The 26,129-nt window shown below is 52.4% G+C and carries 24 protein-coding genes and 1 tRNA gene; 12 read left to right on the top strand and 13 right to left on the bottom strand.

All coding sequences use genetic code 11. The annotated features are described in order from the left end of the window. Nucleotides 1-2: 2 nt before the first annotated feature. From PSE_RS19530 to map, 3 genes are all read right to left on the bottom strand, one after another. The gene (locus PSE_RS19530) at nt 3-2,309 is read right to left on the bottom strand and encodes a bifunctional diguanylate cyclase/phosphodiesterase (RefSeq protein ID WP_208997990.1); all 2,307 of its coding nucleotides are present in this window, start codon (nt 2,307-2,309) and stop codon (nt 3-5) included. A gap of 175 nt (nt 2,310-2,484) precedes the next feature. Further along, nucleotides 2,485-3,312 (bottom strand): DNA repair protein RadC, encoded by an 828-nt coding sequence (gene radC / locus PSE_RS19525; RefSeq protein WP_014286399.1) that lies wholly within the window; start codon nt 3,310-3,312, stop codon nt 2,485-2,487. Between the two features lie 21 nt (nt 3,313-3,333). Then, a complete protein-coding gene (gene map / locus PSE_RS19520) occupies nt 3,334-4,179 on the bottom strand; it encodes a type I methionyl aminopeptidase (RefSeq protein WP_014286398.1) in 846 nt (281 codons plus the stop codon). A 377-nt stretch (nt 4,180-4,556) separates the two neighbouring features. On the opposite strand from map, the gene PSE_RS19515 reads away from it, so the two are divergent. After that, nucleotides 4,557-4,641: transfer RNA gene (locus PSE_RS19515), tRNA-Leu, on the top strand. Nucleotides 4,642-4,658: 17 nt separating this feature from the next. On the opposite strand, the gene PSE_RS19510 is transcribed toward PSE_RS19515, so the two are convergent. Continuing rightward, a complete protein-coding gene (locus tag PSE_RS19510) occupies nt 4,659-5,402 on the bottom strand; it encodes a murein L,D-transpeptidase family protein (protein ID WP_083841592.1) in 744 nt (247 codons plus the stop codon). Nucleotides 5,403-5,752: 350 nt separating this feature from the next. On the opposite strand from PSE_RS19510, the gene PSE_RS19505 reads away from it, so the two are divergent. Then, complete coding sequence (locus tag PSE_RS19505) at nt 5,753-6,655, top strand: LysR family transcriptional regulator (protein ID WP_014286396.1); 903 nt, start codon at nt 5,753-5,755, stop codon at nt 6,653-6,655. A gap of 75 nt (nt 6,656-6,730) precedes the next feature. Here the strand turns inward: PSE_RS19505 and PSE_RS19500 are convergent, their stop codons facing one another. Then, nucleotides 6,731-8,509, bottom strand: coding sequence for an OFA family MFS transporter (locus tag PSE_RS19500; protein ID WP_041768695.1), 1,779 nt, complete (start codon nt 8,507-8,509; stop codon nt 6,731-6,733). Nucleotides 8,510-9,000: 491 nt separating this feature from the next. Next, nucleotides 9,001-10,518 (bottom strand): DUF3360 family protein, encoded by a 1,518-nt coding sequence (locus tag PSE_RS19495; protein WP_208982197.1) that lies wholly within the window; start codon nt 10,516-10,518, stop codon nt 9,001-9,003. 1,019 nt (nt 10,519-11,537) lie between these two features. Here PSE_RS19495 and PSE_RS19490 point away from each other — a divergent pair. The 4 genes from PSE_RS19490 to PSE_RS19475 all read left to right on the top strand — a co-directional run bounded on the left by PSE_RS19490 (nt 11,538) and on the right by PSE_RS19475 (nt 15,906). Next, entirely contained in the window at nt 11,538-12,953 is a 1,416-nt protein-coding gene (locus tag PSE_RS19490) for a TrkH family potassium uptake protein (protein ID WP_014286394.1), read from the top strand. Between the two features lie 234 nt (nt 12,954-13,187). Further along, nucleotides 13,188-14,639: a TrkH family potassium uptake protein gene (locus tag PSE_RS19485; RefSeq protein WP_008547878.1), complete on the top strand. Its 1,452-nt coding sequence runs from the start codon at nt 13,188-13,190 to the stop codon at nt 14,637-14,639. A gap of 23 nt (nt 14,640-14,662) precedes the next feature. Next, nucleotides 14,663-15,367, top strand: coding sequence for a DNA/RNA nuclease SfsA (gene sfsA, locus PSE_RS19480; protein WP_014286392.1), 705 nt, complete (start codon nt 14,663-14,665; stop codon nt 15,365-15,367). Continuing rightward, entirely contained in the window at nt 15,364-15,906 is a 543-nt protein-coding gene (locus PSE_RS19475; protein WP_041768693.1) for a hypothetical protein, read from the top strand. Before sfsA ends, PSE_RS19475 begins: the two co-directional genes overlap by 4 nt. A 43-nt stretch (nt 15,907-15,949) precedes the next feature. Here the strand turns inward: PSE_RS19475 and gpt are convergent, their stop codons facing one another. The 4 genes from gpt to PSE_RS19455 all read right to left on the bottom strand — a co-directional run bounded on the left by gpt (nt 15,950) and on the right by PSE_RS19455 (nt 18,878). Further along, entirely contained in the window at nt 15,950-16,453 is a 504-nt protein-coding gene (gene gpt, locus PSE_RS19470) for a xanthine phosphoribosyltransferase (RefSeq protein WP_014286390.1), read from the bottom strand. A gap of 10 nt (nt 16,454-16,463) precedes the next feature. Further along, nucleotides 16,464-17,204: a competence/damage-inducible protein A gene (locus PSE_RS19465; protein WP_014286389.1), complete on the bottom strand. Its 741-nt coding sequence runs from the start codon at nt 17,202-17,204 to the stop codon at nt 16,464-16,466. Nucleotides 17,205-17,337: 133 nt separating this feature from the next. After that, nucleotides 17,338-18,537 (bottom strand): FAD-dependent oxidoreductase, encoded by a 1,200-nt coding sequence (locus tag PSE_RS19460; RefSeq protein ID WP_014286388.1) that lies wholly within the window; start codon nt 18,535-18,537, stop codon nt 17,338-17,340. Nucleotides 18,538-18,632: 95 nt separating this feature from the next. Continuing rightward, nucleotides 18,633-18,878: a zinc-finger domain-containing protein gene (locus tag PSE_RS19455; RefSeq protein WP_174519171.1), complete on the bottom strand. Its 246-nt coding sequence runs from the start codon at nt 18,876-18,878 to the stop codon at nt 18,633-18,635. Nucleotides 18,879-19,169: 291 nt separating this feature from the next. On the opposite strand from PSE_RS19455, the gene PSE_RS19450 reads away from it, so the two are divergent. The 6 genes from PSE_RS19450 to PSE_RS19425 all read left to right on the top strand — a co-directional run bounded on the left by PSE_RS19450 (nt 19,170) and on the right by PSE_RS19425 (nt 23,297). Further along, nucleotides 19,170-19,922 carry an alpha/beta fold hydrolase gene (locus PSE_RS19450; RefSeq protein WP_008547659.1) on the top strand — a complete coding sequence of 251 codons (753 nt, stop codon included), beginning with the start codon at nt 19,170-19,172 and terminating at the stop codon, nt 19,920-19,922. Continuing rightward, complete coding sequence (locus tag PSE_RS19445; protein ID WP_014286387.1) at nt 19,919-20,791, top strand: alpha/beta fold hydrolase; 873 nt, start codon at nt 19,919-19,921, stop codon at nt 20,789-20,791. The genes PSE_RS19450 and PSE_RS19445 overlap by 4 nt, the downstream gene beginning before the upstream one ends. A 205-nt stretch (nt 20,792-20,996) precedes the next feature. Continuing rightward, nucleotides 20,997-21,845, top strand: a complete 849-nt coding sequence (gene cysE, locus PSE_RS19440; RefSeq protein WP_014286386.1) for a serine O-acetyltransferase — start codon at nt 20,997-20,999, stop codon at nt 21,843-21,845. An 82-nt stretch (nt 21,846-21,927) separates the two neighbouring features. Next, on the top strand, nt 21,928-22,143 hold the full coding sequence (locus tag PSE_RS19435; protein ID WP_008547690.1) for a DUF3126 family protein: 216 nt from the start codon (nt 21,928-21,930) through the stop codon (nt 22,141-22,143). Nucleotides 22,144-22,399: 256 nt separating this feature from the next. Beyond that, nucleotides 22,400-22,714, top strand: coding sequence for a hypothetical protein (locus PSE_RS19430; protein ID WP_014286385.1), 315 nt, complete (start codon nt 22,400-22,402; stop codon nt 22,712-22,714). A 55-nt stretch (nt 22,715-22,769) separates the two neighbouring features. Further along, entirely contained in the window at nt 22,770-23,297 is a 528-nt protein-coding gene (locus PSE_RS19425) for a gamma carbonic anhydrase family protein (protein ID WP_014286384.1), read from the top strand. Nucleotides 23,298-23,374: 77 nt separating this feature from the next. On the opposite strand, the gene PSE_RS19420 is transcribed toward PSE_RS19425, so the two are convergent. The 3 genes from PSE_RS19420 to PSE_RS19410 form a co-directional block, all read right to left on the bottom strand. After that, a complete protein-coding gene (locus tag PSE_RS19420; RefSeq protein WP_008548152.1) occupies nt 23,375-23,995 on the bottom strand; it encodes a transglutaminase-like cysteine peptidase in 621 nt (206 codons plus the stop codon). Between the two features lie 369 nt (nt 23,996-24,364). Then, nucleotides 24,365-25,000, bottom strand: a complete 636-nt coding sequence (locus PSE_RS19415; protein WP_008547755.1) for a PilZ domain-containing protein — start codon at nt 24,998-25,000, stop codon at nt 24,365-24,367. Nucleotides 25,001-25,105: 105 nt separating this feature from the next. Next, complete coding sequence (locus PSE_RS19410) at nt 25,106-25,795, bottom strand: PAS domain-containing protein (RefSeq protein WP_014286383.1); 690 nt, start codon at nt 25,793-25,795, stop codon at nt 25,106-25,108. Nucleotides 25,796-26,129: the final 334 nt, after the last annotated feature.

The raw sequence follows: 26,129 nt of genomic DNA, 5'->3' as shown, positions 1-26,129 counted from the left end.
GGTTATTCTGCTGCGCCCACTCTGATTTTGCGTGGCTTTTGCTCCAGCTCCTCGTCCATATCATCACGCCACAGACGGAACTTGCCGAGCGGGATTGGGCGGGAGAACAGGTAGCCCTGCATCATTGGGCAATCCATGGTGAGCAGCAGTTCTTTCTGCTCTTCTTCTTCGACACCCTCAACACAAACCTGCATACCAAGGCGTAGACCCAGTGTGATTGAGCTTGCCAGAATTTCTCTGGCTTTGGCGTCGGTAACCGCGCCATTGATGAAGGAGCGGTCGATCTTGATCTTGTCGAACAGATCGCGGCGCAAATAGCTGAGGGAAGAGAAGCCGGTGCCGAAATCATCCAGTGCGATCTTCACGCCTAGATTGCGCAGGCGTTCGATCACTTCAACAACCGTTTCAGAATAGTTGATCAGGACGTCTTCAGTAACTTCCAGTTCCAGACGGTTTGCTTCCAGCTGGTACTTTTCAAGCAGCTTGCTGACCAGCTCCGGGAACTCCGGATGGCGCAGCTGGGTTGGGGAGACGTTCACGCACATGGTGACTTCATCAAGGGTCGCACCGTCCTTGATGGCGTTCTCCAGCACCCACTCACCAATGCGATTGATGAGCATGGATTCTTCCGCAACCGGCAGGAAGGCCGCTGGTGGTAGGAGACCTTTTTTCGGGTGGTTCCAGCGGATGAGAGCTTCAGCGGCCAGAATGTTGGTACCAGACTGATCCATGATCGGCTGGTAGTAATTCTGGAACTCATTGGCGTTGAGCGCGCGTTTGATGTCCTCTTCAATCTCACGGGAGATCTGAAGGGTATCTTCCATCTCTTTTTCAAAGAGCACGTAACGGCCGCGACCCAGCTTTTTCGCCTGATACAGCGCGATGTCCGCGCGGCGCAGCAGCTCAGTAAGGTCATGACCATGTGCAGGCGCAATGGCCACGCCCATGCTGGCGGTGGTGAGGATCTTGTGCTTTTCGACCTTGAATGCATCGGAGAGCATCTTCTCGATATACATGCAGGTCTCGATGATCTCTTCCATCTTGGTGCGGTGAGACAGCACCAGTAGGAACTCATCACCACTGACGCGGGCAACACGGTCTTCCGGGTTGATGGAGGCCTTCAGGCGTTCTGCAACCAGCTTGATGACTTCATCACCGATGGAGTGCCCAAGGCTATCGTTGATCTGCTTGAAGTGGTCGAGATCCAGGAACACGATACCAGTGATGCGTTGTTTCTGGCGATCGCGCTTAAGGACATCGGCTGCAAAGACTTCAAACCACGTTCTGTTGGGCAGGCCGCACAGGGCATCATGGAGAGCGGCATGTGTTGCATCCGCTTCATTCTGCAGGATCCGATCTGTCATTTTGATGTAGCGGAGCAGAATGAGGATGGTCGTCAGCAGGATCGCTGCGATGGTTCCTAGGAAATAAGGGGAAGAGTTGGTGAAGATCGCGCCTGAGGCTGCGGTTGTCTTCCAACTCAGGTTGGCGATAGTCTCACCACTGCGGCGGAGCAGGGGAACAGACACGCGCTGGAAATCGGCTTTCGGCTTGTTCGTGGTGATGAACATCTCAGAAAGACCGGTGGATTCTTCAAAGGAACGAATGGAGCGGATGTCCAGAGAGCGGACCCACAGCAGATAACCCGCCACAGCCGGCATACCTTTTGGCGGGGCGGTGGATGGTGTGATTGCTGCGACGGTGACGAGACCAATCGCGCCATCAACCATAACGACATCGCGCAGGCTGAGAGAAAGTGGAGCGTGGCTGCGCAGCGGCTCTGGTACGCGCAGTTCCTGCTGCTTGGTGTTTGCCTTGGTTTCCAGCTCCATCAGCGTATCGTTGATCTGGCCGCGCAGCTGATCCTCAAAAACCTCGCTGTGCCATGGCAAGTCGCGGCGGTAGGTGTAGAGCGGCTTCATGTCCTTGTTGAGGATCACGAAGATGTCTCTGTCTCCGCGTGTGCTTGGAGTTGGCGTCAGGTCTTCATCCAACAGGATGTTGCTTTCTTCAGACAGAACAGAAGCATAAGCCTTGTTGGAGATGGCGATACGTTCTGCTTCGTTGGCCAAACCGTTGCGGAACACCTTGAGGTTACTCTGTACGAGCCTGATTTCTTTCTCGACTTCAAAATCGAGGGCGCGCTGGGTTGACCAGTAGAAGGCCACATAGCCAACGGCCAGAGCAGCAGCAACCACAGAAAGGATCAGCAAAGCCATCATACGGGCGCCGACTTTCTTGCCACGTGTGATCGTGTTGCCGAAAGCACTTCCCAATACTGCTGCAGAAATCGGGGTTTTCGAACTCAATTGTCCCGCCATCGGCATTCTACTCATGCTGCCTTTTAAACTCTTGATTGTATGCGTAAACGCACTTGCCCATGCTTATGTTCTGAAAGTTTGCTTGAGTGAGCCTGTACAGAAGGTGCGTTTTATCGATGACTTGGGAAATTTATGTGAATGGAGTTCTGTTGATGCGGGAAACTCAGATGAGTTGCAGTCCCCTGAAGCTGACATGCCCTGAGCCAGCTATGATGATGTGATCGTGTAGCACAATGCCGAGAGGTTCCAGCGTGCTTGCAATTTTTGTTGTCATCTCAATATCTTGCCGAGATGGTGTCGGGTCACCAGACGGATGGTTGTGGACCAGAATGATGGCGCAGGCGGAGAGTTCCAGTGCGCGTTTGGTCACTTCACGCGGATACACCGGTGTATGGTCGACTGTTCCGGTTTGTTGGACTTCATCAGCGATTAGACGGTTCTTTTTGTCCAGAAACAGGATGCGGAACTCTTCTTTATCGTTGTGGGCCATGGCGGCTCGCACGTATTCCAGCACCTTACTCCAGGAGGAGAGGGGATCACGCTCTACAACCTGTGCTTTTGCATAGAGGATGGCGGCGGCTTGTATCTCTTTGATGAAGCTTGCGGTGCGCGGTCCGCAGCCGGGAACTTCCTCCAACCGCTGTTTGGGGGCTGCGAGGACTTGTGCGAATGAGCCAAACTGAGCCAACAAGGATTTGGCGAGGGGTTTGGTGTCGCCCTGTTTTATGGAGGAGAACAGCAGCATCTCCAGTATTTCGTAGGACTGGAGGCCATTCAGGCCGTTTTCCTCGAAACGCTCGCGCAGACGTGCACGGTGGCCGTGGTAATGTTTGGCTGCTGGTTTGCTGGGTTTGCTTTGCCGGGCGGTAGGCTTGACCGGTCGTGGTGCCGGTTCATCCAGAGGGATCTGGGTTGGGAGTGCAGGCACGGTAGGTGCCTGCTCCTGAGGAGAGGGAGTTGCCTCATGAAACCCGAAACTGGTTTGCTTCATTCCCCCTCCTTGTTTGGTGCTTTATGCAGCGGCTCCGGTTTCCGGTTCCATTGGGTTGAACAGGCCTGCTGGTGATGTTGTGAAGATATCGCAGCCTGTTGAGGTGATGCCGATGGAGTGCTCAAACTGAGCAGACAAGGTTTTGTCCTTGGTCTCTGCTGTCCAACCGTCCTTGAGAACGCGAACGTCGGGGCGGCCCAGATTGACCATTGGCTCAATGGTGAAGATCATGCCCGGCATCAGTTTGATACCAGTGCCCTTCTGGCCGTAGTGCAGGATGTTTGGCATGTCGTGGAACAGCTTGCCGACGCCGTGACCGCAGAAATCACGCACAACGGAGCAACGTTCTGATTCCACATATTCCTGAATGGCGTGGCCGATGTCGCCTGTGGTGTTGCCCGGCTTGGCAACTTCCAGCGCGCGCATCAGGGATTCGTGGGTCACTTCAATCAGGCGCTTGGCGGCTGGCTTCAGTTTGCCAACCGGATACATGCGGGAGCTGTCGCCGTGCCAGCCATCAACGATGTAAGTGACGTCGATGTTGACGATGTCGCCTTCTTTCAGCTTCTTTTTTGGATCAGGGATACCGTGACAGATGACACGGTTGATGGAGGTGCAGCAGGACTTGGTGTAGCCACGATAGTTCAGCGTTGCAGGGACGCCGCCGCGCTCCTTGCCGAACTTGAAAACGAAGTCATCAATGTCCTGTGTCGTGACGCCAGGTTGCACCAGCGGCACGAGTGCATCGAGGCACTGCGCAGTCATCTGGCTTGCTTTGCGCATACCTTCAAAATCTTCCTGGCTGTAGATCTTAATCTGGCCAGTGTTTTTCAAGGGCGCTTTGGCAGCGTCTACATACTCAATCATTTTCCCGTTTTTCCTTGTTCCGTTCGCGCAGGGATCAACGCAGATCACATCATGAGGAACTGTAAAATGCGCTTATGCGAGCTCGCAAGCCCTGCTTCTCCGTAGAAGCTTCTCCTATTTTTTTAGGGGCGATCTATGGAGTAATCTCGTGTTTCCCCACTTATATCGGGTATTTCTAAAAGGGATAGAGAAAAAAGAAGGTCAGATCCTTAACTGCGCACGCATTTTGTGAAGGCCGCTGTTTTCCCCTGTTTAACGCAGGGAGAATAGCGGTTTTGATCGTTGTGTAATCCGGGGTAAGTCACAGGAACTTCTTGGATAACGGAAAACAGGCACTTGCACGATGCTGGTTTGCTCGTGTACTCAAGTGCCTGCAAGCGGTCGTGGTGGAATTGGTATACACAGCAGACTTAAAATCTGCCGCCCTTGGGCTTGCGGGTTCGAGTCCCGCCGTCCGCACCAAACTCTCTCCCTGAAATTTAGATACTAAACTGGTATTGGCCTTCTTGTGCCGAGACAGCTGGTGGTATGCGGTTTTGTTCGAAGAGGTCGTAGCCTTGTTTCAGGTTGCGCCAGAACGGATGCCATTTGGAGCTGCTGTGTTTGCTGAGGTTTTCTTCGGTCATCTCGAAGGGGAAGATGTGAACCGGGACAGTGTCTTGTCCGCTTTGCAGTGCAGCTTCGACAAGCAGGTAGATTTCCTCGATATGCTGATTGGTCATTGCGTAGCAGCCGATGGAGAGGCAGTTGCCGTGGATCATGAGGTAAGAACCCGTTCTGCTTAATGACTGGTCGAAAGCGTTCGGGAAACCGAGGTTGAAGGAGAGGTGGTATCGGCTGTTCGGATTCAGCTGTCTGGCTGAGACGTTGTAGAAGCCTTCCGGTGACTGGCCGTCGCCTTCTTTCAGTTTTGGCCCCAGATCGCCAGAGTACTTGCAGATCTCCCAGGACTTGTAGGGTTGATAGGTCTTGCCGGATCTGACCCAGGCTTCCAGTCGGCTTTCTTCCTTAAACACCCTCAAGAAGACCGGACTTCCCAGCTCCATACCTTTGAAGGTGAGATCCGCGCGCAGGGCGGGCAGGCGTTCCTCTTTTACTTTTGTCAGGTTTGCAGAGCCGGGCAGGTCGTAAGGCAGCAGCAGATAAGTGGCAAAAACTGCCAGCATCACGAAAAAGGCTGTGCCCGCGGCCCAAAGGAGCGGACGTGAAATGGTTTTTGCCATGGAGGGTCCGATTGCAAATCACTGAAAACTGTTGCTTGCAGATAAGAGAGGCAATGTGGCCAAGTGATGGTTCGCCCCATGAACCCTGTGAAAAGGTTGCTCTGATATTCCTGTGGCGTAAGTACGCAGCGCATTTGTTTTGCTTTTCTTTGAGAAAACAAATGCTAATGCAGTTCGCATCTGGGCTGGATCTGATGAACTGCATTAGCATTTTTTGCTTGCGTATCTTTATCCGAAAACCGGCTTCCACTTTTCGGCGATACGCTATAGTGTCCGTGCCCATTCTGATCTGAAAGCTCTATTGTGCTATAGAGCGTTTCTATCAAGCGTTGTGTGAAGGGTGAGCGTCCTTGGATATTCGGCAGTTACAATACCTCGTTACTCTGGCTCAAGAGCGGCATTTCACCCGCGCTGCAGCGGCTTGTAACGTGACACAGCCAACGCTGTCTGGCCGAATTCGACAGTTAGAGATTGAGCTGGGCGTGCCGATCATTGAGCGCGGCAAAAAGTTTCATGGCCTGACGCCTGAAGGGGAGCGGATCCTCGTCTGGGCGAAGAAGGTGCTTGCGGACTGCAACAGCTTGCGGAATGAGGTTGCTGGCAAGAGCGCTGAGGTGTTCGGCAAGGTCAACATTGGCGTTATTCCATCCGCTGATGTGGCGACGGCGTCTCTTATTCTGGACCTGAAGAAAAGCCATCCGCATGCGCATGCCACGATCCAGCTGATGAGCCATGATGAGATCCACAAGGCTCTTGAAGATTATCAGATTGATGCTGGCATCACTTATACTCAGTTCAGCGATGCCAAGAAGCACAGCAGCTTTACGCTCTATGAGGAAGACTATCGTCTGTTCATGCCCGCTGGGCACCGCTTGCAAAGTGCTGAGGCTGTGGAGTGGGAGACGGCTGTGAATGCTGGCGGTATGGTTGCGCTTTCGCCTAACCTGCAGAACCGTATGATGGTGGACAGCACGCTCAGGTTCCTTGGCGTGGAGCTTGATCCTGAGATTGAGGCGGAGACAATTCCGTCGCTGGGCGGTTTCATCCGTGCGGGTTACTGTGCGATCTTGCCTGAGTTTTCAGCGCTGTCGCTGGGAGCAGGGATTGTGTCTGTTCCACTGATCAAGCCGGTTGTTTCTCACAGTATCGGTATGGTGATGACAAAGCGCGAGCTTGAGCCTGCGATTATCACCTCTCTGGCAGAGTGTGCAGCTCAGTATAAGAAGCCGGTTCTTCCTGCGCCTGTTGAGTAGAGCTTTCATTTTCTGATGATGAGATAAAAAAAAGCCCGCGAAGATCGCGGGCTTAGTTTGTTTGGGTTTGCTTTGTTATTCGGCAGGCATTGGCGCTGAGGTCCGTTTGCCAGTTTCTGCCGGTTTTGTTGTTGGAGCTTCTCCTTCACCCAGTGCGTCTTCTGCCATGTGGTACTTCGGATCGACTGGTTTCATGAGAAGGTTGGAGATAAGTGCTGCGACGAGCAAACCAGCCATCACATACATCGTTGTGTTGTAGAGGCTTGGGGTTGGATCAATCGTTCCTTCCGGAGCCACTTCCATCAATCTGGAAACAGAGATGGATTTTGCTGCGATGAGTTCAGCCAGCTTCTCTTTGCCTTCGCCGAAGGTTTGGAGGAAGACAGTTGGATCAACTTTTTCTGCCAACTCATAGATCTTGGCGTTTACAGATCGTTCGCGCAGGAATGTGATGAGGAACGGACCGGCCACACCAGCTGCAGACCATGCGGTGAGCAGGCGACCATGGATACCACCGACGAACTTGGTGCCGAAGATATCTGCCAGATACGCAGGGATTGTTGCAAAGCCACCGCCGTACATGGTGAAGATGGTCATGGTGGCTGCGTAGAACATAACCAGCCACATCACAGATGGGCTTGCGCCTGCTTCTGCTGCGATGAGCGGAATGGACAGGTATAGGAAAGAGCCCAGTACGAAGAAGACGGTATATGTGTTCTTGCGGCCAATATAGTCAGAGAGAGTAGACCAGCCGAGGCGGCCCATGGCATTGAAGACAGAGATCATCAAGACGTAGGTTGCGGTGAATGCGCCATCGACGATGGTTGGCATGCCGTTGCCGAAGATCTCGTAGATCATGGTTTTGGAGACAGAGATCACACCGATACCAGCTGTCACGTTGAAGCAGAGCACGATCCAGAGCTGATAGAACTGAGGAGTGCGCAGTGCTGTATCAATATGCACGTGGTTGCGGGTGATCAGGCCTTGCTTTGCTGGGTCTTCCTGTGGAGGCTCCCAACCTTCAGGTTTCCAGCCTGGTGCTGGAATACGATAGGCGAAGGACGCTAGGATCATCACGACGAAGTAGACGATACCCAGTGTGAGGAAGGTGGATGCTGCACCGGTGTTGCCTGTGCCAGCAACATAGACGCCTGCTTTTGCCCCTTCGAAGGCTGCTTCTGCCTGTGATGCACTGACGACGATTGCTTCTACTTTTGCACCAGCGACCTGTACATAGCGGATACCGTTTTCGACGGTTGTCTGCACGTCGGCGAGTGGGCCGAGGTAGTCAGGTGCTTTGGCATAGAGGCCCAGTAGCCAGCTTTTCAGCGGAACAGCGATAATCGCGCCACCGCCAAAGCCCATGATGGCCATGCCGGTTGCCAGACCGCGGCGGTCAGGATACCAGCGGATCAAGGTAGAAACCGGGGAGACGTATCCGAGGCCCAGACCACAGCCACCGATAACGCCATAGCCCAGATACAGCAGCCATAACTGGTGTGTCATGATGCCGATTGAGCCAATGATGTAGCCACCGCCCCAGCAGAAGGCTGCTGTTGTGCCTACACAGCGTGGACCGACTTTTTCCAGCCATTTGCCTGCAACTGCTGCTGACAGGCCGAGGAACAGGATCGCTACAGAGAAGATCCACACGACAGAGCTGAGGGACCAATCTTCAGCTGCTGGTGCGATGCCGCCAATTTCTCTGATGAGCGCCGGGTTGTAGATACTCCATGCATAGGCAGAGCCGATGCACAGGTGAATTGCAATGGAAGCCGGTGGAACGAGCCAACGATTGAAGCCCGGCTTGGCGACAATCGCGTCTTTCAGCATAAAGCTTGGTATTTTAAACATCAGCAAACCCCTAGAGCAATCAAAGCGGTTTGCATTCGCCTCGCTCGGCAAACCGCTTCAATCTTGTGTTGCGGCTACATCCTGTTTCCGAAAACCGAGCCCCATTCCGGGGATGTGCCTAGGAGGCAGGCGAGAGGGAGGAGGCCTGCATCCATACGTTGAGTTTGCATCTAACACATGGCTGGTTGAAATCGCCAGAGTCTATCACGTTATAGATGTAATCTATTACAGAGCTGGTTCGTGATGGGCAGAAGTGGGGAGTTGAGCAAGGATAGTGCGGTGAAAAATTTTGCACGCTCTGATTTATTTTGAAATATCAGAGAAGTAGCTTCGCTTGATGTCTTTGTTTATGTCAGATTGGAGGATGGTTGTCATCCGTACTGTGCGTTACTGACGTCAGGTTTTACTCAGGTGCGTATTGTCGCAGTGGTTGCGAATACAAAAAAGCGCACCGCTGGGCGATGCGCTTTTTTGGTTTTGATTACTCAGGATTACAGCAGAGCTGGAATACCGGGGAGCATGCCAACTGCGGCCATTGCCAGAGTACAGATGATCACTGCACCTGCTGGAATGACGATGCGGTCTGCAAAGCTCAGACGTTCTGCGCGCTCTTTGTCACCAATCAGACCGTTGTTGTCGAGGAACATGGTGATTGCCCATGCCAGAACAGGGTTGGTGACGATTGCTGCGAAGATGCAGATACCAGCGGAGTTGGTGTCGTTGCTGGACTTCACCATCTGCAGGCCAGCTTCCAGAAGTGGAAGGAACACGCCAACGAGAAGAGCACAGGACATCACTGGCTGCCATACTGCTACGTCCATTGGGTAGCCGATGGTCGCGATAACGATGCAGAGGGTGCCGAGCAGGATTGCGCCTGCAGGGATTGGACGCTTCGCGATCGCAGCTGGGATCATGTAGGTGCCCCAGGAAGAAGTGATGTTACCACCGCCGAAGAATGTACCGGTGAACTGACGCAGGGAGCAGCAGGTCATGGTGTCATCAACGTCCATCAGAACTTTATCGGTGTTTTTAGGGTAGTTGAGTTCCTGGAAGATACGGTGGCCAAGGAAGTCCGGGGACCACATTGCCACTGCCAGAATTGCCCAAGGCAGGGAAGCAACGAAGTGGTTGAAGCCAGGAATACCGAGCTGCCAGCCGGTTTCAGTGGAACCCCACCAGTACCATGGGTTCATGTTTGGCAGGCCAGGAGCTGTGGTGAACTGGAGGTCAACACCGGCGCCAAGAGCAAGAGCCAGAACAACCGCTACAACAGAGCAAGCTGGAATTGCGAGCCAGCGTTTGCCGACCTTTGCGAGGAAGGCATAAAGAACGATGTTGACTGCAAAGATTGCCAGAGCAACGTATGACAGGCTGTAGGCAAGATCATGCTTCGCCTGCAGGCCGCCGGCCCAGGTGAAGAGGGATGTGATCTGCCCCTTTGCCCCCATGAAGCCGAGGAACACGAGCAAGCCACCTGCAACGCCCTGACTGGTCAAGTTCACCAGACGGGAGCCGCCTTTGAAGTAGCTGAGGAGCAAGCCGAAGAGACAGACGAGGGCTGCCAGTGCCAGTGGGTGTGCACCTGCAAGAGCGATGGAACCAATGAGAGGGATCATTGGACCGTGGTTACCTGCAAGGTTTGCACGTGGGTTCAGGAAGCCGGACCCGATGATGCAGAAAATCAGAGCAGGGATGAGCATCTCAACGCGAACCACCTCGATGATCCACTCAGCGCCCAGATTAACGTGAGGCCATTTCGCGGTGAGGCCGGTTGCCCATGCAGTCATAACCGCAGAGTACATCACGGAGATGCCGATGGTGCCTGCAATTGCCGGAACAAAGTCTTCCATCTCAAAGCGGAAGTCGCGGCCTGGGAGGTTGAGGCCCCAACGGCGTGGTTTCATGATCTGGAGTTCGTGGTCCAGATAATCGGACCGTTGCTCGAACTCGCTGGCAGGCTTGTGTGCCTCGCTATAGGATTCTTCGTGCTTGTCTGTCTGCTGAAGCATAACAGCCATTCTCCATAAAACTGACGGGGGAAAGGAGAGGCTGGCTTCATGACGCTTGCTTGCTCAGCGAAGCTGATGAAGGCATCTCGTTTCATGGTCTTGATTTCTGGTTTGCGGGAGGAGCTGGAACCGTCAGGATTTCGGGTTTGAGCTGCAGCTTTATGGGAGGTTTTAAAGTGCAGCTGCGTCAGCGGTTACAAACTCGCTTTGACTTTCCTTCCGGGTTCCCGGGTCGTTGAAACGGACCCTGCAAACCACAAATTCAGACCATGAGTACCCTTCCCCTGTTCTTCAGTACCGCAAGGCCCTACCTGAAATGACGTAGGGAAGCTTACGGTGTTCAGCGAGAACTTGCAGAAGGTTGCAGCTTAAATAAAATCGTATGAGTCTATCGCGTTATTGATGAAATCTATAAGGCGAAAAACTGCGACGATATGAGCTATCTAGTTGATTTTGTTGAATTGCCTTGTTTTTAAGTGTAGTGAAATTTCAGTCTTCAATATCTCATTTAAAACAATAGTATAATGAAATTAATTCAGGCGGAGCGCATGTTAAGGCTGATGAAAAATGTGATCCGAGGGTCACATCCTGTCGCGGTAGAATGACTTATAGGTAGTATTGTCGCAGTACTGTGGGAATGTGCGGTGCACGTGTTTTTCCGAGTTTAAATCGTGCTTTGGTGACACTAAGTCGGCGTCTCACACGGCAGCATTGCAGTTCTATTATGCTGCACACCCATGCCGAGGGGATATCCTGATCAGAAAAAACTTGGCGGGGTTCTACTTTTGACGTAGATAAACGCTCCATGCTGCCGGACTGTTCTGGTCCGATATGACCCTTCAGATTTTCACGGTCCAGTAACCTCAAACATCATCAGAGTGATTTACTGCGCCCTTCTGCTGAGAAGCTTAACCGGGATTCTGTAGGATTTGAGATTAAAGCTTGTTGGTGCAATTGCCTGAGGCTGCGCCCATCTTGAGATGAGAGATATAATGGCGACGGTGGGTCCCGTATTACGGGTGCTTGGATATTTTCTAGTTGGGCTGGCCATTTTGATGCTGGCGCCTGCATTGCTGGATATCTACTTCAGCAATCCTGACTGGATTGCGTTTGCACTTTCCTCTCTTTTTGTGGGCCTTCTGGGTCTGTTGCTTGCGGTTTCAACCGCCAACTACAAGCTTGAACACCTCACCATTCGTCAGGCGTTTTTGCTAACCACGACGTCGTGGTTCGTGATGCCGGTTTGTGGTGCGCTGCCATTTCTCAGTCTCGGTATCGGGTTTGAGAATGCCTTCTTTGAGAGTGTTTCGGGCTTCACAACAACAGGGTCTACTGTACTGATCGGGTTGGATGGGATGCCTCCGGGTTTGCTGTTCTGGCGGTCTCTGACGCAGTGGATTGGTGGTATTGGTATCATCGTTATGGCGATCCTGCTTATGCCACTGTTGCGTATCGGTGGTATGCAGCTGTTCCGGACTGAAAGTTCTGATCGTGGTGAGAAGATCGTGGCGCGTGCTACTGATCTGACGCGTCTGATTGGCGGTGTCTACATCATGCTGACGCTGACCTGTGCGATCCTTTATGTGTTCTCTGGCATGTCTTTATTTGATGCGGTGAACCATGCGATGACGACGCTGTCTTCCGGTGGTTTTTCGACACATGATGCCTCGTTTGCGTACTTTGAGAGCACGGCGGCAGAGTGGGTGGCTGTGGTCTTCATGTTGGCTTCTGGTCTTCCGTTTGTAGTTCTGATCAAATCCCTGACCAAGAATCCGATGGCGCTGCTGCAGGATCCGCAGGCGCGGGCGTTTATCTTTGTCATCATCATTCTTTCCAGCATGACGGCGCTGTATCTTGGCATCGAAAACAAGTTCACATTTGGCCGCGCTGTGGTGGAAGCGTTGTTTGTGGTGATCTCCATCATCACCACCACCGGCTATGGCCTTGGCGATTACACGGCCTGGGGTCCGCCGATGATGGGCTTCTTCCTGATGCTGACGTTTATTGGCGGCTGTACGGGGTCGACCAGTGGTGGCATCAAGATCTTCCGTTTTATCGTGTTCTTCGGCACCGTACGGGCTTACATGAACAAGATGATCCGGCCTGATCAGGTGGTGCCTGTGCGCTATGGGGATACCAAAATCACGCCTGATCTTGCGTTTTCCGTTCTGGCGTTCCTTGTTGTTTACATGGCTACGGTGGGGCTGATCACGGTTATCCTTGGTGGTCTGGGTCTCGATCTGGTGACGGCTATGAGTGCGGCGACCACTGCAGTTTCCAACGTGGGACCGGGACTTGGTGATGTGGTTGGCCCAGTCGGAAACTTTGCCGACATTCCAAGCAGTGCGAAGATCGTCCTTTCTGCTGCCATGTTGCTGGGGAGATTGGAGCTCTTCACTGTGCTGGTGCTGTTTAACCCTGAATTCTGGCGGTGACGCTACGTCCCTGAGAGATCTTGGTTTTTGTGTAGTGGGCATATCCGAGGGGACTGTGCCCATTCTATTGTGTGAATAGGTAGTTGCCCGATTAATTCAATTGCCAGATATCACTAAGTGGCCTAAAACCAATGCTTCATAAATGTTTGAGAGCATACCGTTCCAATCTCGTCCGTGAAGGGACAATATGTGACTAGCGGGCGGGCTAAATTGGATTTGATGTCGGCGGTATAGATGTTGGTTTCCATACGACCGGTTTTAAGTGTGCTTGGGTACCTTTATGTCGGCCTTGCTGCTGCCATGCTCATCCCAGCATTTGTGGATGTTGTGTCGCGTAATGCTGACTGGCAAGCCTTTATTATTTCAGCATTAATCACTGGTCTCGTTGGCATGTTGCTTATCGTTGCCATGGGTGGTGCGCTGCGTGATGGGCTGGATACACGCCAGACATTTATCCTGACGACTTTGTGCTGGGTTTCGCTGCCTGCGTTTGGTGCTTTGCCTTTCCTGTGGCTTGGTATTGCGTACGTGGATGCTGCGTTTGAAGCTGTTTCCGGGTTTACGACCACGGGCTCAACAGTGCTGACGGGGCTCGACTCACTTCCTCCGGGCTTGCTGGTCTGGCGCTCACTGATGCAGTGGATGGGCGGTGTTGGTATCGTCGTTATGGCGATCGTTCTTTTGCCGTTTCTGCGCGTTGGTGGAATGCAGCTGTTCCAGACCGAAAGCTCTGACCAGAGTGAGAAGATTGTTAGCCGTTCCATCGAGTTGATCCGCCTGATCAGTATGACTTATCTGCTGCTGACCAGCCTTTGTATCGTGCTTTACTGGTTCTCCGGCATGACCATGTTTGATGCGTTCAACCATGGCCTGACGACGATTGCGACCGGTGGTTACTCCACGCATGATAACTCCTTCGGATACTTCACCAACCCAGTGACCGGCTGGATTGCTGTGGTGTTTATGATCGTTGGCGCGCTGCCATTCGTGTTGATCATTCAGGCGCTGCGCGGTCAGCCGATGTTGCTTTGGCGTGATCCGCAGGTGCGGGCGTTCCTCTGGTTGGTGGGACTTATCTCTCTTGCTCTGACGATTTATCTGGGTACCTCCGGCAATGCGGATAGCTTTGGCAGTGCGATCCTGCAATCTGCGTTCAACGTGATTTCTGTGGTGACCGGTACGGGTTATGCCATGGGGGATTACACCTCCTGGGGAGCGCCGGTGATTGGTCTTGCCTTCCTGCTCAAGTTTGTTGGTGGGTGTACTGGTTCCACGACGGGCGGTATCAAGGTCTTCCGCTTCCTCGTGTTCTTTGGCACCGTGATTGCGCATATGCGCCGGATGGTGCGTCCGAACCGTGTGATTTCCGTGAGCTACGGCAATACGCATCTGACCCCTGAATTGACGTTCTCCGTTCTTGCGTTCCTCGTGGTGTACATCGGCACCGTTGGCATTCTGACGCTGATCCTTTCTCTGTTCCATCTGGATCTGGTGACCGCCGTTTCTGCCGCAGCAACCTCCGTTGGTAACGTTGGTCCGGGTCTTGGCACCATGATTGGTCCGGCTGGAAACTTTGCGCCGCTGCCTGATCCTGTGAAATGGATTTTGTGTGCAGCGATGTTGCTGGGGCGTCTGGAACTGTTTACGGTTCTCATTCTTCTGGATCCTGATTTCTGGTCCAAATAATCTGAAAAATTTGGAAGGTCGCGATGCGATTTGATGTGCCGCTGGTTACGGGCCGGCTGATTAAGCGTTACAAACGGTTTCTGGCTGATGTGATACTGGATGAAGACGGAGCGGAAATCACTGCGCACTGCGCCAACTCCGGTTCTATGATGGGCTTGAAAGAGCCGGGCATCAAAGTCTGGCTGACGCCGAATGATGATCCAAAGCGCAAGCTGAAGTATTCCTGGGAAATGCTTGAGATTGATGGCGCGATGGTGGGGATCAACACCAGCCGTCCCAACGGTCTTGTAGAAGAAGCCATTGAGGCCGGGCGCATTCCTGAGCTGACCGGCTACGACAAGCTGCGCCGTGAAGTGAAGTACGGCAAGAACTCCCGTATCGATATCCTGCTGGAAGGCGAGGGCGATAAGCGCACCTATGTTGAGGTGAAGAACGTGACGCTGGCTCGTGAAGATGGGATTGCTGAGTTTCCTGATGCGGTAACTGCTCGCGGTGCCAAACATCTGGATGAGCTTGCTGATATGGTTCGCGAAGGTCACCGTGCCGCCATGGTGTTTCTGATCCAGCGTGATGACTGCGATGCGCTTGTTCTGGCTCGTGACATTGATAGGAAGTACGGCGAGGCCTTTGATGCAGCTGTGAAGGCAGGTGTTGAGGTCTATGCGATCGGCTGCCGTCTGACCGCTGATGAGATCATTGCAGACCGGGCTATTGAGGTGCGGTGTTGAGTAAGATTGTCTCTACTTTAAGAGGCAGTCTTTTGCGGCCTGTGAAACTGGTAGATATTTTTGTTGTTATAGTGGCTGTTGGGTATGCCCTTGCATTGGTTTTTGGGATGAATGTTTTCCCCAGGGATCAGGAAGGGATCCTTTCCCTACCTTTCATTACTCAAATGTTCCTGCCTTTGGTTGTTGCTGTGCTGCTAAGCTCATGGTCTTTCTGTCCCCTGTTTGGGAAACGAGGACATGAGGGTTTTCTCCTTTCAGTTTTTGGTATTGGCTGTGCCGCCTGTTCTTCAGGACTACTGTACTCGTTATCTTTCCTTGCTTTTGATCAGTTTGGAGCGAAGCCGTTTTTACAAGTAAACGGTGGTGTGCTTGGTTGGTTGATTATTGCTGGGTTTGGTGGAGTTAGCGCAGTCATTGTTCTCGTGAAACTCTGGTGGGCCACGTTGCCAATCACACTCAGCGTGCATTTTGTTGCTCGGTGTCTTCGTCAGCGTGAAGCTCTGCAAGTAACCGAGCAAAAGAAAAAGCCCCGGCGGTGAGGCCGAGGCTTTGAAACTCTTATGCAGACTTCCGCCGGGCTGTTTAGCCTGCGGTATCTTTAGAGATTGGTGGCTGGAACTGCATGCCCAGATCCCATGGGAAGTACACCCAGGTGTCCTGAGAAACTTCGGTCACAATGGTATCAGCCAGATCGCGGCCCATCGGCTTGGCGTATACGGTTGCAAAGTGTGCTTTTGGCAGCATTTCGCGAACAACTTTTGCTGTCTTACCGGTGTCGACCAGATCGTCAATGATGAGGATGCCTTCGCCGCCTTCAGAGCCGATCACTTTTGGATCGATAGGCTTGATGACCTTCAACTCACCCTGATCGTCGTAATCGTGGTAAGATGCGATGCAAACTGTCTCAATGGTGCGAACACCCAGTTCACGTGCAATAATGCCAGCTGGAACAAGGCCACCACGTGTGATGGCTACAATCGCTGTAAATTCGCCTTTGTCGGCGAGGCGCCAAGAGAGGGCACGGCAATCGCGGTGGAATTGGTCCCAAGAGACCGGGAATGCTTTGGATTGCTGCTGATTATCCATGTGTCTTCTTTCAAAGAAATTTTGTCTTTGCAGCTTCTACGGCTGCTCGGACGGCTTCACTGGCCTGTTCCAGTACATCATTTGACCTAGATCGCACAACAACCTGTGTGGAAAATACTCCATCTTTTGACTGCGGATACGAGCCAATTGAGGTTTCCGGGTAGTTTTTCTGGATTTCCCCTAGGTCTTGCGCGATGCGACTCTCAGGAAGAGCGGCCTCAATTGTCACGGAAAGCATCTTTTGACTGGTTTCCAGAGTCGGTGCGATGGCGTCCACCATGGCCTGCATGATCGCAGGAACGCCGGCCATCACATGGACGTTCTCAATACGGAAGCCCGGTGCGATGGAGACCTTGTTTTCGATCAGATCCGCACCATCAGGAATACGGGCCATGCGCTGGCGGGCAGGGGTGAAGTTCTCTGCGCCGTAGTGATCTTCCAGCAGCTTATAAGCGCGTGGGTCAAGATCGATGGAAACGCCAAAGGCCTTGGCGATGGCGTCGGCGGTGATGTCATCATGGGTTGGGCCAATACCGCCGGAGGTGAAGACATAGGTGTACTCAGCGCGCAGGGCGTTGACCGCTTCGACGATCTTCTCCTCAACGTCTGGCACAACACGCACTTCGCTCAGGTCGATGCCGATGTCGGTCAGGTAGGATGCCAGAAAGCCGATGTTCTTGTCTTTGGTACGACCTGACAGGATTTCGTCGCCGATCACGACATAGCCCGCTGTGATGATTTTGTTGGTCATGGCTTTCTGTATTCCTTCGAAACTCAATATGCTTCGATAAAGCAGTTTGACATGATCCTTGATCGAGCAAACTGCTTTATCGTTTGCTTATGCGCATCTCCGAAAACTGGTATGCACTTTCCGGAGGTTCGCTTTAGATATCTTCGTCTTCTGGAGACCACTCGTAGATCCAGTTCAACCGATCCAGAAGCTGGCTCGGTGTGCTGGAGCGCATGACGATGTCCCGTGGTATGCGCAGCGGGAAGCCCATGTGGTAGACCCAGTCATTCCACTTTACGAGCTTACTCATCTTTTGGATGCGTGGACGACGGGCAGCTTCATAGGCCTGAAGCGCCTGAGGTGTTGCGCCGTGTTTGTCGACCATCTTGGAAAGTACTGCTGCATCCTCAATAGCCATGGCGGCCCCTTGCGCAGAAAACGGCAGGATGGCGTGGGCGGCATCTCCGATGAGAGTGACCGGTCCTTGGGTCCAGGCCGGACGGGTGTCGACCTCACACAGGGACCAGCGTGTCCATGTTTCCGGCAGGTAGACCAGACGCAGTGCTTCTGGTGTCCAATTGCGGAAATGCTTACGCACGTCATCGCGGCCAACAGGATGGGACCAGGTGTCTTCTTCCCAGCTTTCCTTGGTGATGGCGACGATGTTGAGCAGCTTGCCGTTTTTTACCGGGTATTGAACCAGATGCGCGTTGCGGGCGAGCCAGAGGCCAGAGGTGCTGAGCAGGTGTTCCAGATTGAACGGCGGTTCTGCTGTGGCGCGGTAGGCCACAAAGCCGGTGTGCTTTGCTGGTGCTCCGCCCAGAGTGTTCTGGCGAATGCTGGAGCGCACGCCATCGGCACCAATGAGCAGATCAAACAGTTCCGGCACACCCTCTATGCCAGAGGCAAAGGCAGCACCGTTCAGCTTAACTGTGTCACCGCTGATCTCAGCACTATCGATCTTGGTGTCCAGGCGCAGGGTCACTTCCGGCGTGTTCTGAACAGCTTCGAGCAGGAGCTGCTGAAGATCTGCACGGTGGATCACATAATATGGTGCGCCGTAGCGGTCTTCTGCGATCCGTCCCAGAGGAACCGTTGCCAGTTGAGAGCCATCCTGACCGGAGCGAATATTCACGCTGGAAGGGGAAACGGCTCTTGCCATGAGGGCAGGGCCCAGACCTAGGGCCTGCAGGCATCTCATAGCATTGGGAGACAACTGAATTCCCGCGCCGACCTCGGAAAGCTCTGGAGCAGCGTCGAACAGGAAAACACTGTGGCCCTTACGGGCGAGATATAGCGCAGCTGTAAGGCCGGCGATCCCGGCTCCTGCAATAGCAATATTTCTTGGTATCATTGCGCAGCTTTCCTGCCGTGCTTTGCCTGAAACAGGGGACAGGCATTGCAGCGGGATTACTGATTATTCGTTTTATCGTTTAAGTGATACGGCTGTTAAGCCGCATCAGGTGTCCATACGCAATCAGCTGGATTGGATTCGTGGGAACCCAGGCTGGCGTCGTAGTGGTACAGGGTAGAGCAGTAAGGGCAAACCGCGTTGTCATCAGCACCCATGTCGAGGAATACATGTGGGTGATCCAGTGGTGGCTTTGCGCCGATGCACATGAACTCTTTGGCGCCAATTTTGATGGCTTCTACACCGTTGCTGTTGTGGAAGTGTGGTACGACTTTATCGGCCATTTGTTTGCCAAGCTCCATGGAACATAAATTTTGCCGGTGACAATAAATTGGTTCTGCGTAAAAAAACAGGTTTTCTAGGAGATTGATTGCACTGCATCCTATGCGGTCCACAACTGTACTGCGTTTTTTCACCTAGCACTGAGGTTTTAAGGCGAAAACGGTACTGTTTCGTTCTGTGTGTATAGTTAAGGGACTAATCCAAATTGATAGGTCTTTGGCCTTTTCTTTCTTGATACTTACATTTACCCTCCCTTGATCCCATAGTTTTCCTTTACGTAAACGTTAGGTAATATGCCAATATTCAACAATAATGATCGTCCTATCGCTTATCTTGATGAAGGAGAGGGCGACCCAATCCTGCTGATCCACGGATTCGCCTCCAACAAGTTCGTCAACTGGGTGTACCCTGGTTGGGTGGACCTGCTGGTGAAGGATGGTCGCCGTGTGATTGCGATTGATAACCGCGGTCACGGCGAAAGCTACAAGTACTATAATGGCGAGGATTACGGCGCACCTGTGATGGCAGAAGATGCGCTGAAGCTGCTTGATCATCTTTATATCGATAAAGCAGACCTGCTTGGTTATTCCATGGGAACCCGCATTTCAGCGTTCTGTGCTTTGCAGGCACCTGATCGTGTGCGTTCTCTGACCCTTGGCGGTATGGGATATGGCTTGATTTCCGGCGTTGGGAATCCTGAGCCTATTATTGAAGGCCTGCTGGCTGACAAAATCTCTGATGTGAAAGACCGGACGGGTCGTGCCTTCAGAGCGTTTGCCGAGCAGACCAAGTCTGACAGACGTGCGTTGGCTGCTTGCATGCAGTCTGCCCGCAAACCGATTTCCGAGGACATGGTATCGACCATTACGGCGCCTACACTGGTGGCTGTCGGCACCAATGATGATGTGGCCGGTGATCCAAAAGCGCTTGCTGATCTGATGCCGAATGCCAGCTATCTGGAAATCACTAACCGGGACCACATGACGGCTGTTGGCGACAAGATTTTCAAAAAAGGCACATTAGAATTTTTGGAGCAGTTTTCATGAATAGAGGTACCCACGAATTTATCGGAGCCGATGGCAACCGTATTGTCGCTGACCGGTATGGCGCAGAAGGCCAGACCGTGATGATGATGCATGGCGGCGGGCAGACGAGACATTCGTGGGGCAAGACTGCTGAGATGATCGCCAATGCAGGGATGCAGGCGTTTTGTCTTGATATGCGTGGCCATGGTGACAGTGCATGGGTGGATGGAGAGAAGTACTTCTTCTCCGACTTCGGTGCTGATGTTGCAGCGGCGGCGGCGCAGATCCATGAGGAAACCGGTATCAAGCCAATTGCGATCGGTGCCTCGCTGGGTGGTCTTGCATCTATTCTGGCGGAAGGGGCGCTGCGCCCCGGTGCTCTTGCTGGTGTGATCCTCGTGGATGTGACGCCTCGCCTTGATGAGGGCGGGGTGAACAAGATCCTCTCTTTCATGGCGGAAAAGGTAGAGGACGGATTTGGCAGTGTTGAAGAAGCTGCTGAAATGATCGCGTCCTATCTGCCACATCGCAAACGTCCTAAAACGCTGGATGGCCTTTCCAAGAACCTGCGGTTGCGAGAAGATGGCCGGTATCGCTGGCATTGGGATCCGCGCTTTATCACCCACCATGCAGACCGTGCCGATATGAAAGAGCAGGTGCAGAGCCAGTTGCTGGAAGCTGCAGCCAACCTGAAGGTGCCGAGCATGCTGGTGCGTGGTGCGGCCTCAGAGCTTGTGAAACAGAGCCACGTTGATGAATTTCTTGAACTGGTTCCGCACGCACAATTCACAGATGTGAAAGAAGCTGGTCATATGGTGGCAGGCGATGTGAATGATATTTTTACTGCCGCGATCATGCCATTTCTAAAAGAGTACCAAGCCGCAGCCTGAAATTAGAATGAAGTTCTGCATTTATTCGAAAATGTAGTTTCTCTTTCTCTTTGATGTTGTGGGTTTGGTACGGGCTTTCTCTAATGGCAATACTGCGTGATGTACTATAGGCGGATAACTCAAAGCGAGTAGGTGGGACTTGGATTGAAATGGTCTGCACCTATGTAAGGTTGAATAGGTCCTATTCATAAAGGAACATTCTTTCATGGTGCAAATTTCTTCAAGTAGCCCCAAGGAGCTGGCCTCTCATGATCCTGTTTGGGATCGCGTGAAAGCTGAAGCTCAAGCCATGGCCAGCTCTGAGCCTGCGCTTGCGTCTTTTGTGTATGAGACCGTCCTGAATCATTCCTCTTTAGAGGAAGCGATTGTTCATCGTGTGGCGGATCGTCTGGGCCACGTGGTTGTTTCTTCTTCTCTTATTCGACAGACCTATCTGGATACGCTGGATCAGGCGCCGGAGATCGCGCAGTCTTTCCGCGTTGATCTTTCAGCTGTTTTTGATCGTGATCCTGCTTGTGACCGTTTTCTTGAACCGCTCCTTTACTTCAAAGGCTTCCACGCGCTGCAAACCCACCGTCTGGCGAACTGGCTTTGGGCTCAGGGCCGCGAGGACTTTGCGCTCTATCTACAGAGCCGTAGTTCTGAAGTGTTCCAGATGGACATTCATCCGCAAGTTCCAATCGGACGTGGTGTGTTCTTTGACCACGGCACAGGCATTGTGGTTGGCGGTACTGCTGTTATTGAAGATGACGTTTCCATCCTTCAGGGGGTTACCCTTGGCGGGACAGGAAAGGTTTCCGGTGATCGTCATCCGAAGATCCGTCAGGGTGTTCTGATTGGTGCCGGTGCCAAAGTTCTTGGTAATCTGGAGATTGGTCATTGCTCACGTGTGGCGGCTGGTTCCGTTGTTCTGAAAGACGTTGAGCCATGCACCACAGTGGCGGGTGTTCCTGCAAAGGTTGTGGGCGAAGCTGGTTGCGACCAACCGGCCCGGGCCATGGATCAAATGTTAGGCCAAGGTCAAGGACTTTCCTCGCAAAACAAACAAGGATAAGCTAGTTTCCTAGGGTTGGCACGAGGATAAACTTGTATAGTTTGTGCCCCAAGTTTGAAGTGAAACTGGTAAGGAGACGGCTGTGAAGCCTGATGAAATTCGTAAGGTGCAAACCTACATGCGTAACACATTCAAGTCGCCAGAACTTGAAGTGCGCGCGCGTCCTCGTAAAGATGACTCTGCTGAAGTTTATATCAACGACGAGTTTCTCGGCGTGATCTTCCGCGATGAGGAAGATGGCGAACTGAGCTGGAATTTCCAGATGGCTATCCTCGATATTGACGTGGAAGGCCTCTAAGGCACCACGCAAATCTGATAGGTTTGAAGGGCTCCGTTTCGGGGCCCTTTTTGCATCATAATGAAACGTGAGATGCGCTCTGCATCCTGAAATGAAACGTATTTGCCTCTCCAGCCTACCCGGAAATTTCCAGTGCTTTCCTATATGTAAATATTAACAAGAGGTTAACTGAGGATGGCATGCGGCATAGGATTTGCTTTCAACTGCACTGTATCGCGATTGAGCTGGGATGAGCCAGCGAAGAGTGGGGGAGTGCATGCTGAGCGAATTGTTGTTGGCCGCGTTTATAGCGGCTTCCGGGTTTGTGACCGCGGGTATTCTGGGTAGTTTTTATCAGTTGGTGACGGGGGAGCCGCCGAAGTTCTTTGCCGAGATGAAAGGGCCAGTCTCCTGGCTGATTGTCGTCGGCCTTTGGCTGGTTGCCGGGCCGTTTATATTCATGCGCAATGCGATCCAAGGATATTACTGGGAGAGCTTTAGTCCGGGCATGCTTGCTGCTGCTGGTGGTTTGACCGCTATGTGGAGCATTCTTTCCGGTACGTTTGTTTTGAGTTTTCTCTTGGCACTTTAAGCTGGGCCTATGCTAGATTGCGCGGGATTTGATTTGTGCAATCTAGGAGAACCTTGTGCCATTTTATAAGCTTGGAGACAGAAGCCCTAACGTTCCTGAAAACGGAAACTACTGGGTCGCGCCATGTGCAAGTCTGATTGGGCATGTGCAACTGGATGAGGAAGCGAATGTTTGGTTTGGCGCCGTATTGCGTGGTGACAACGAACTCATTCACATTGGCGCGCGTTCCAACATTCAGGACGGCTCTGTACTTCATACGGATTTGGGGTATCCGCTTGTTATTGGTGCGAACTGCACCGTTGGGCACAAAGCTATCCTGCATGGCTGTACAATCGGTGAGGGATCTCTGATCGGCATGGGTGCCACGATCCTGAACGGTGCCAAGATCGGCAAAGGTTGCATTGTTGGCGCGAATGCGCTGGTGCCAGAAGGGAAGGTTATTCCGGATGGCTCCCTCGTTGTCGGTATGCCGGGTAAAGTGGTTCGTGAGCTGGATGAAGACGCACAGGCAATGCTTATCCGCTCCGCTGATGGTTATGTGATGAATGCGCAGCGCTTTAAAGAGCAGCTTGTTGAACTCTGATAGTGCATTCGCACTTTAAAACAGAAAAGCCGCGGACAGGTTCCGCGGCATTTTTATTGCTTTGGGTAGCTTGTGCCTTACTCAGGGATGCTTGCCACGGTGGTGACGCGTTTGTCGGAAATGGCGGACCAAGCTGCTGCGTGACGAGCGGATTGACGTTTGACATAGCGGTATGGGGTTGAATACCAAGGCAAAATGGATGAGATCTGATTGTCGAGAATGAGATCTCCCTGATCCGTGCGCACGCTTAAGACAGCATGTCCACCATTGTTCAGGTCTTTCACAACGGTGATGAGCAGGGCGCTTGGCGGCCATCCTAGTGCGATCAACTGCCGTTGCTTTTCCAGAACATACTCTTCGCAATCACCGGCACCTTGCGGGTAGGTCCAGTACTCCGCCACGCCAAAGAGCTGCTCATCTGTAAGCGGGCGCACCTGAGTGTTGATGGAGGCGTTGACGTCCAGAAGCTCTTGCCAACGTTCTTTGGTCAGGCGGACAACGAGAGGGGTGTTGGTGCCATAGCGGCATTGCTGAGGGTAGTTCTGGCAGAATTCGATATGACCAACAGGGGCACTTGCTTGTCCGATGACGGGCATGAAACGACCCGGAACCTGCTCGGCATTCGCCTGAGACAGACCCATAAATCCGCTCAACGCGATACCCAATACACTTTTCGCGAACAGCTTATACTCAAACACAAGTAGCGCCCTCCAATCATGGCTGGCTCTACTTTCATTCGGGCGCTTTTATTTGGTTATAACCTTTAAACTCAGTATTTAATCAAATTCGATCTGCATTTAACTCAAGTTTACATCGTAATTAAATTAAATCAGATGAAAATAAGAGTTAAATTTAATTCAAATTGTAATGAATTAAAGAGTCCGCAGAAATCTCTAGTTTTTGAAGGCTACGCTGCGAGAGTTCGTCGGCATAAGTACGGTTAATTTAAAGATAATCGCGGAAAATTGTGCTTCTTGCATATAAAATTCACCGCAAATATTTTTTTATAAATTTATCGAAAAGCTGATGCTTAACCGTTGAAAACGAGGAATCGCTGCGGTTGAGCCTTAGCGCTTTTCAGCGTTGGAGATGTGGTGTTCCAACAACTCCTTGTTCTGAACTGTTGCAAACTCGACTGCGATGCCCTCTTCGAAATGACGGACAATGCGTGCACGCATCTTACCGAGCGTAATCGGTGTTCCAAGGGCTGGGCGCACATCTGTTTTGAGTGCGGCGCCAGAGAGGGACACGTCCACGATACGGCAAGCGTACTCTCTGCCATCTGGCAGGATGATCTTGGTCATTGGGTTCTTTGGAACAAAGCGGTCGAACCTGCGATCTTCAGGCAGGTTGAGTTCGTCTTTGTTCGCCAACCATGTGAGGACGGATGCCAGCTTGTCGCGTTTGCGTGCGCTGGCATTCACTGTCATGGCAAAGCCGCCGTCGATTTCTCGGACGATTTTACCTTCAACACGGCCAATGTGATCGAGATAGGCAACAACGCGTTCGCCGATTTCGCCCATAACAGGGGAGATGAAAGCGGCGCCGCCAGGGGACATGTTGACCACCTGACAAGGGTACTCGCGTCTGTTTTCCAGCATGAAGCGGCCAAGCACGTTGATTTCAACGCGGGAAAAACGGCGTCTGTCAGGTTCTTTTGCCGCGAGTGCAGCAATTCTGTTGGTCGCTGTGCGCCCTGCCATTTTCCTAGGAATCCCGAGTACGCGATTATTGTCTAATACGAAACTTGGGTCACACCCTAGGAAAACAAGGTTAACAGAATGGTAACTCAGGTGAGCCGTACAGGTTTAAATTTTGCCACCATCAACAACTCTAAGATGTCCTACCTGTCGGCTGTTTGGAATTTCAACGGCTTTTGGTGCGGCAGGGCGTGACAAGCGGCTACCACGACTTATCCTTGGTTCCATTGGGCCAACAGCACGGTGTGCTGGCGTTCCGAAATGTGGGACACATTCATTTTCTTCGCTGAAGAGCGGTGCATCTTCATCCGGCCAGATCAAGCGCAAGCTGTTTACTTTTTGCTTGGAGATGGCCTGAACGCCGAGCCAGAACGGACGCTTTAGAGGAGCCATGCAGCCGAGGATGCGCGTGCAGCCTTCGCCCTGAACGCGTATCGGCAAGAGCAGGAGTTCTAGATCGACGGACTGGCCCATTTCTGTGGTGCCGGTGAAGCTGATGACAGCGGCTGCGCCGTCCTGCGTGATTGCGGAGAGCATGGCAGTGACGGCCTGCTGGTCTTTCTCGTCCCAACCGTCCAGGAAGCTACGGCCTTTCAGCTCGCGGCAGAACAGGGAGCATAGGCGTGTACCTGCCAGGCGGAACCGGAAGTTGTTTTGCTTTGCCAGTTCCAGAATGAAGGTATCACCGAGAACACTTTTGATGGCGGAGGGTTGAATGTCGCCCCGTTCTGGTGCTGGACGTTCAGCCCGAATTTCGTCCCAGTATTCAAAGAGTATCCGTGATGCGCCGTGTTTCATATTCCTGCCTTCCCCAGTCCGCTTATTGGGTGTTCCCATTAGGGTCAGTGTCCTTTTTATGGACAACTTTAACTATCCGCTGGTCTATGGTGGGGAATAAGCAGGGAGCATGCCAAACTACAAATATCATAAAAATTTAATAAAATATTAACCTTAACAAAGGGTTTAAGTTGTGGTGTCCGGCAGTTTATATAATCTTGGTTGCAGTTGCCTCACCTGAACCCTTGAGGCCATAAGAATTGAGCTATTTTCGGCGGAAAACCTAGGTTTGCTGCGTTTTGTACGTAGCCAGAAAAATCGGGAAATCACACGCCAAACGGGGAGAAGCTCCGAT

Source organism: Pseudovibrio sp. FO-BEG1 (assembly GCF_000236645.1).
Classification (GTDB): domain Bacteria; phylum Pseudomonadota; class Alphaproteobacteria; order Rhizobiales; family Stappiaceae; genus Pseudovibrio.
This window is presented reverse-complemented; position numbering and strand designations above follow the sequence as displayed.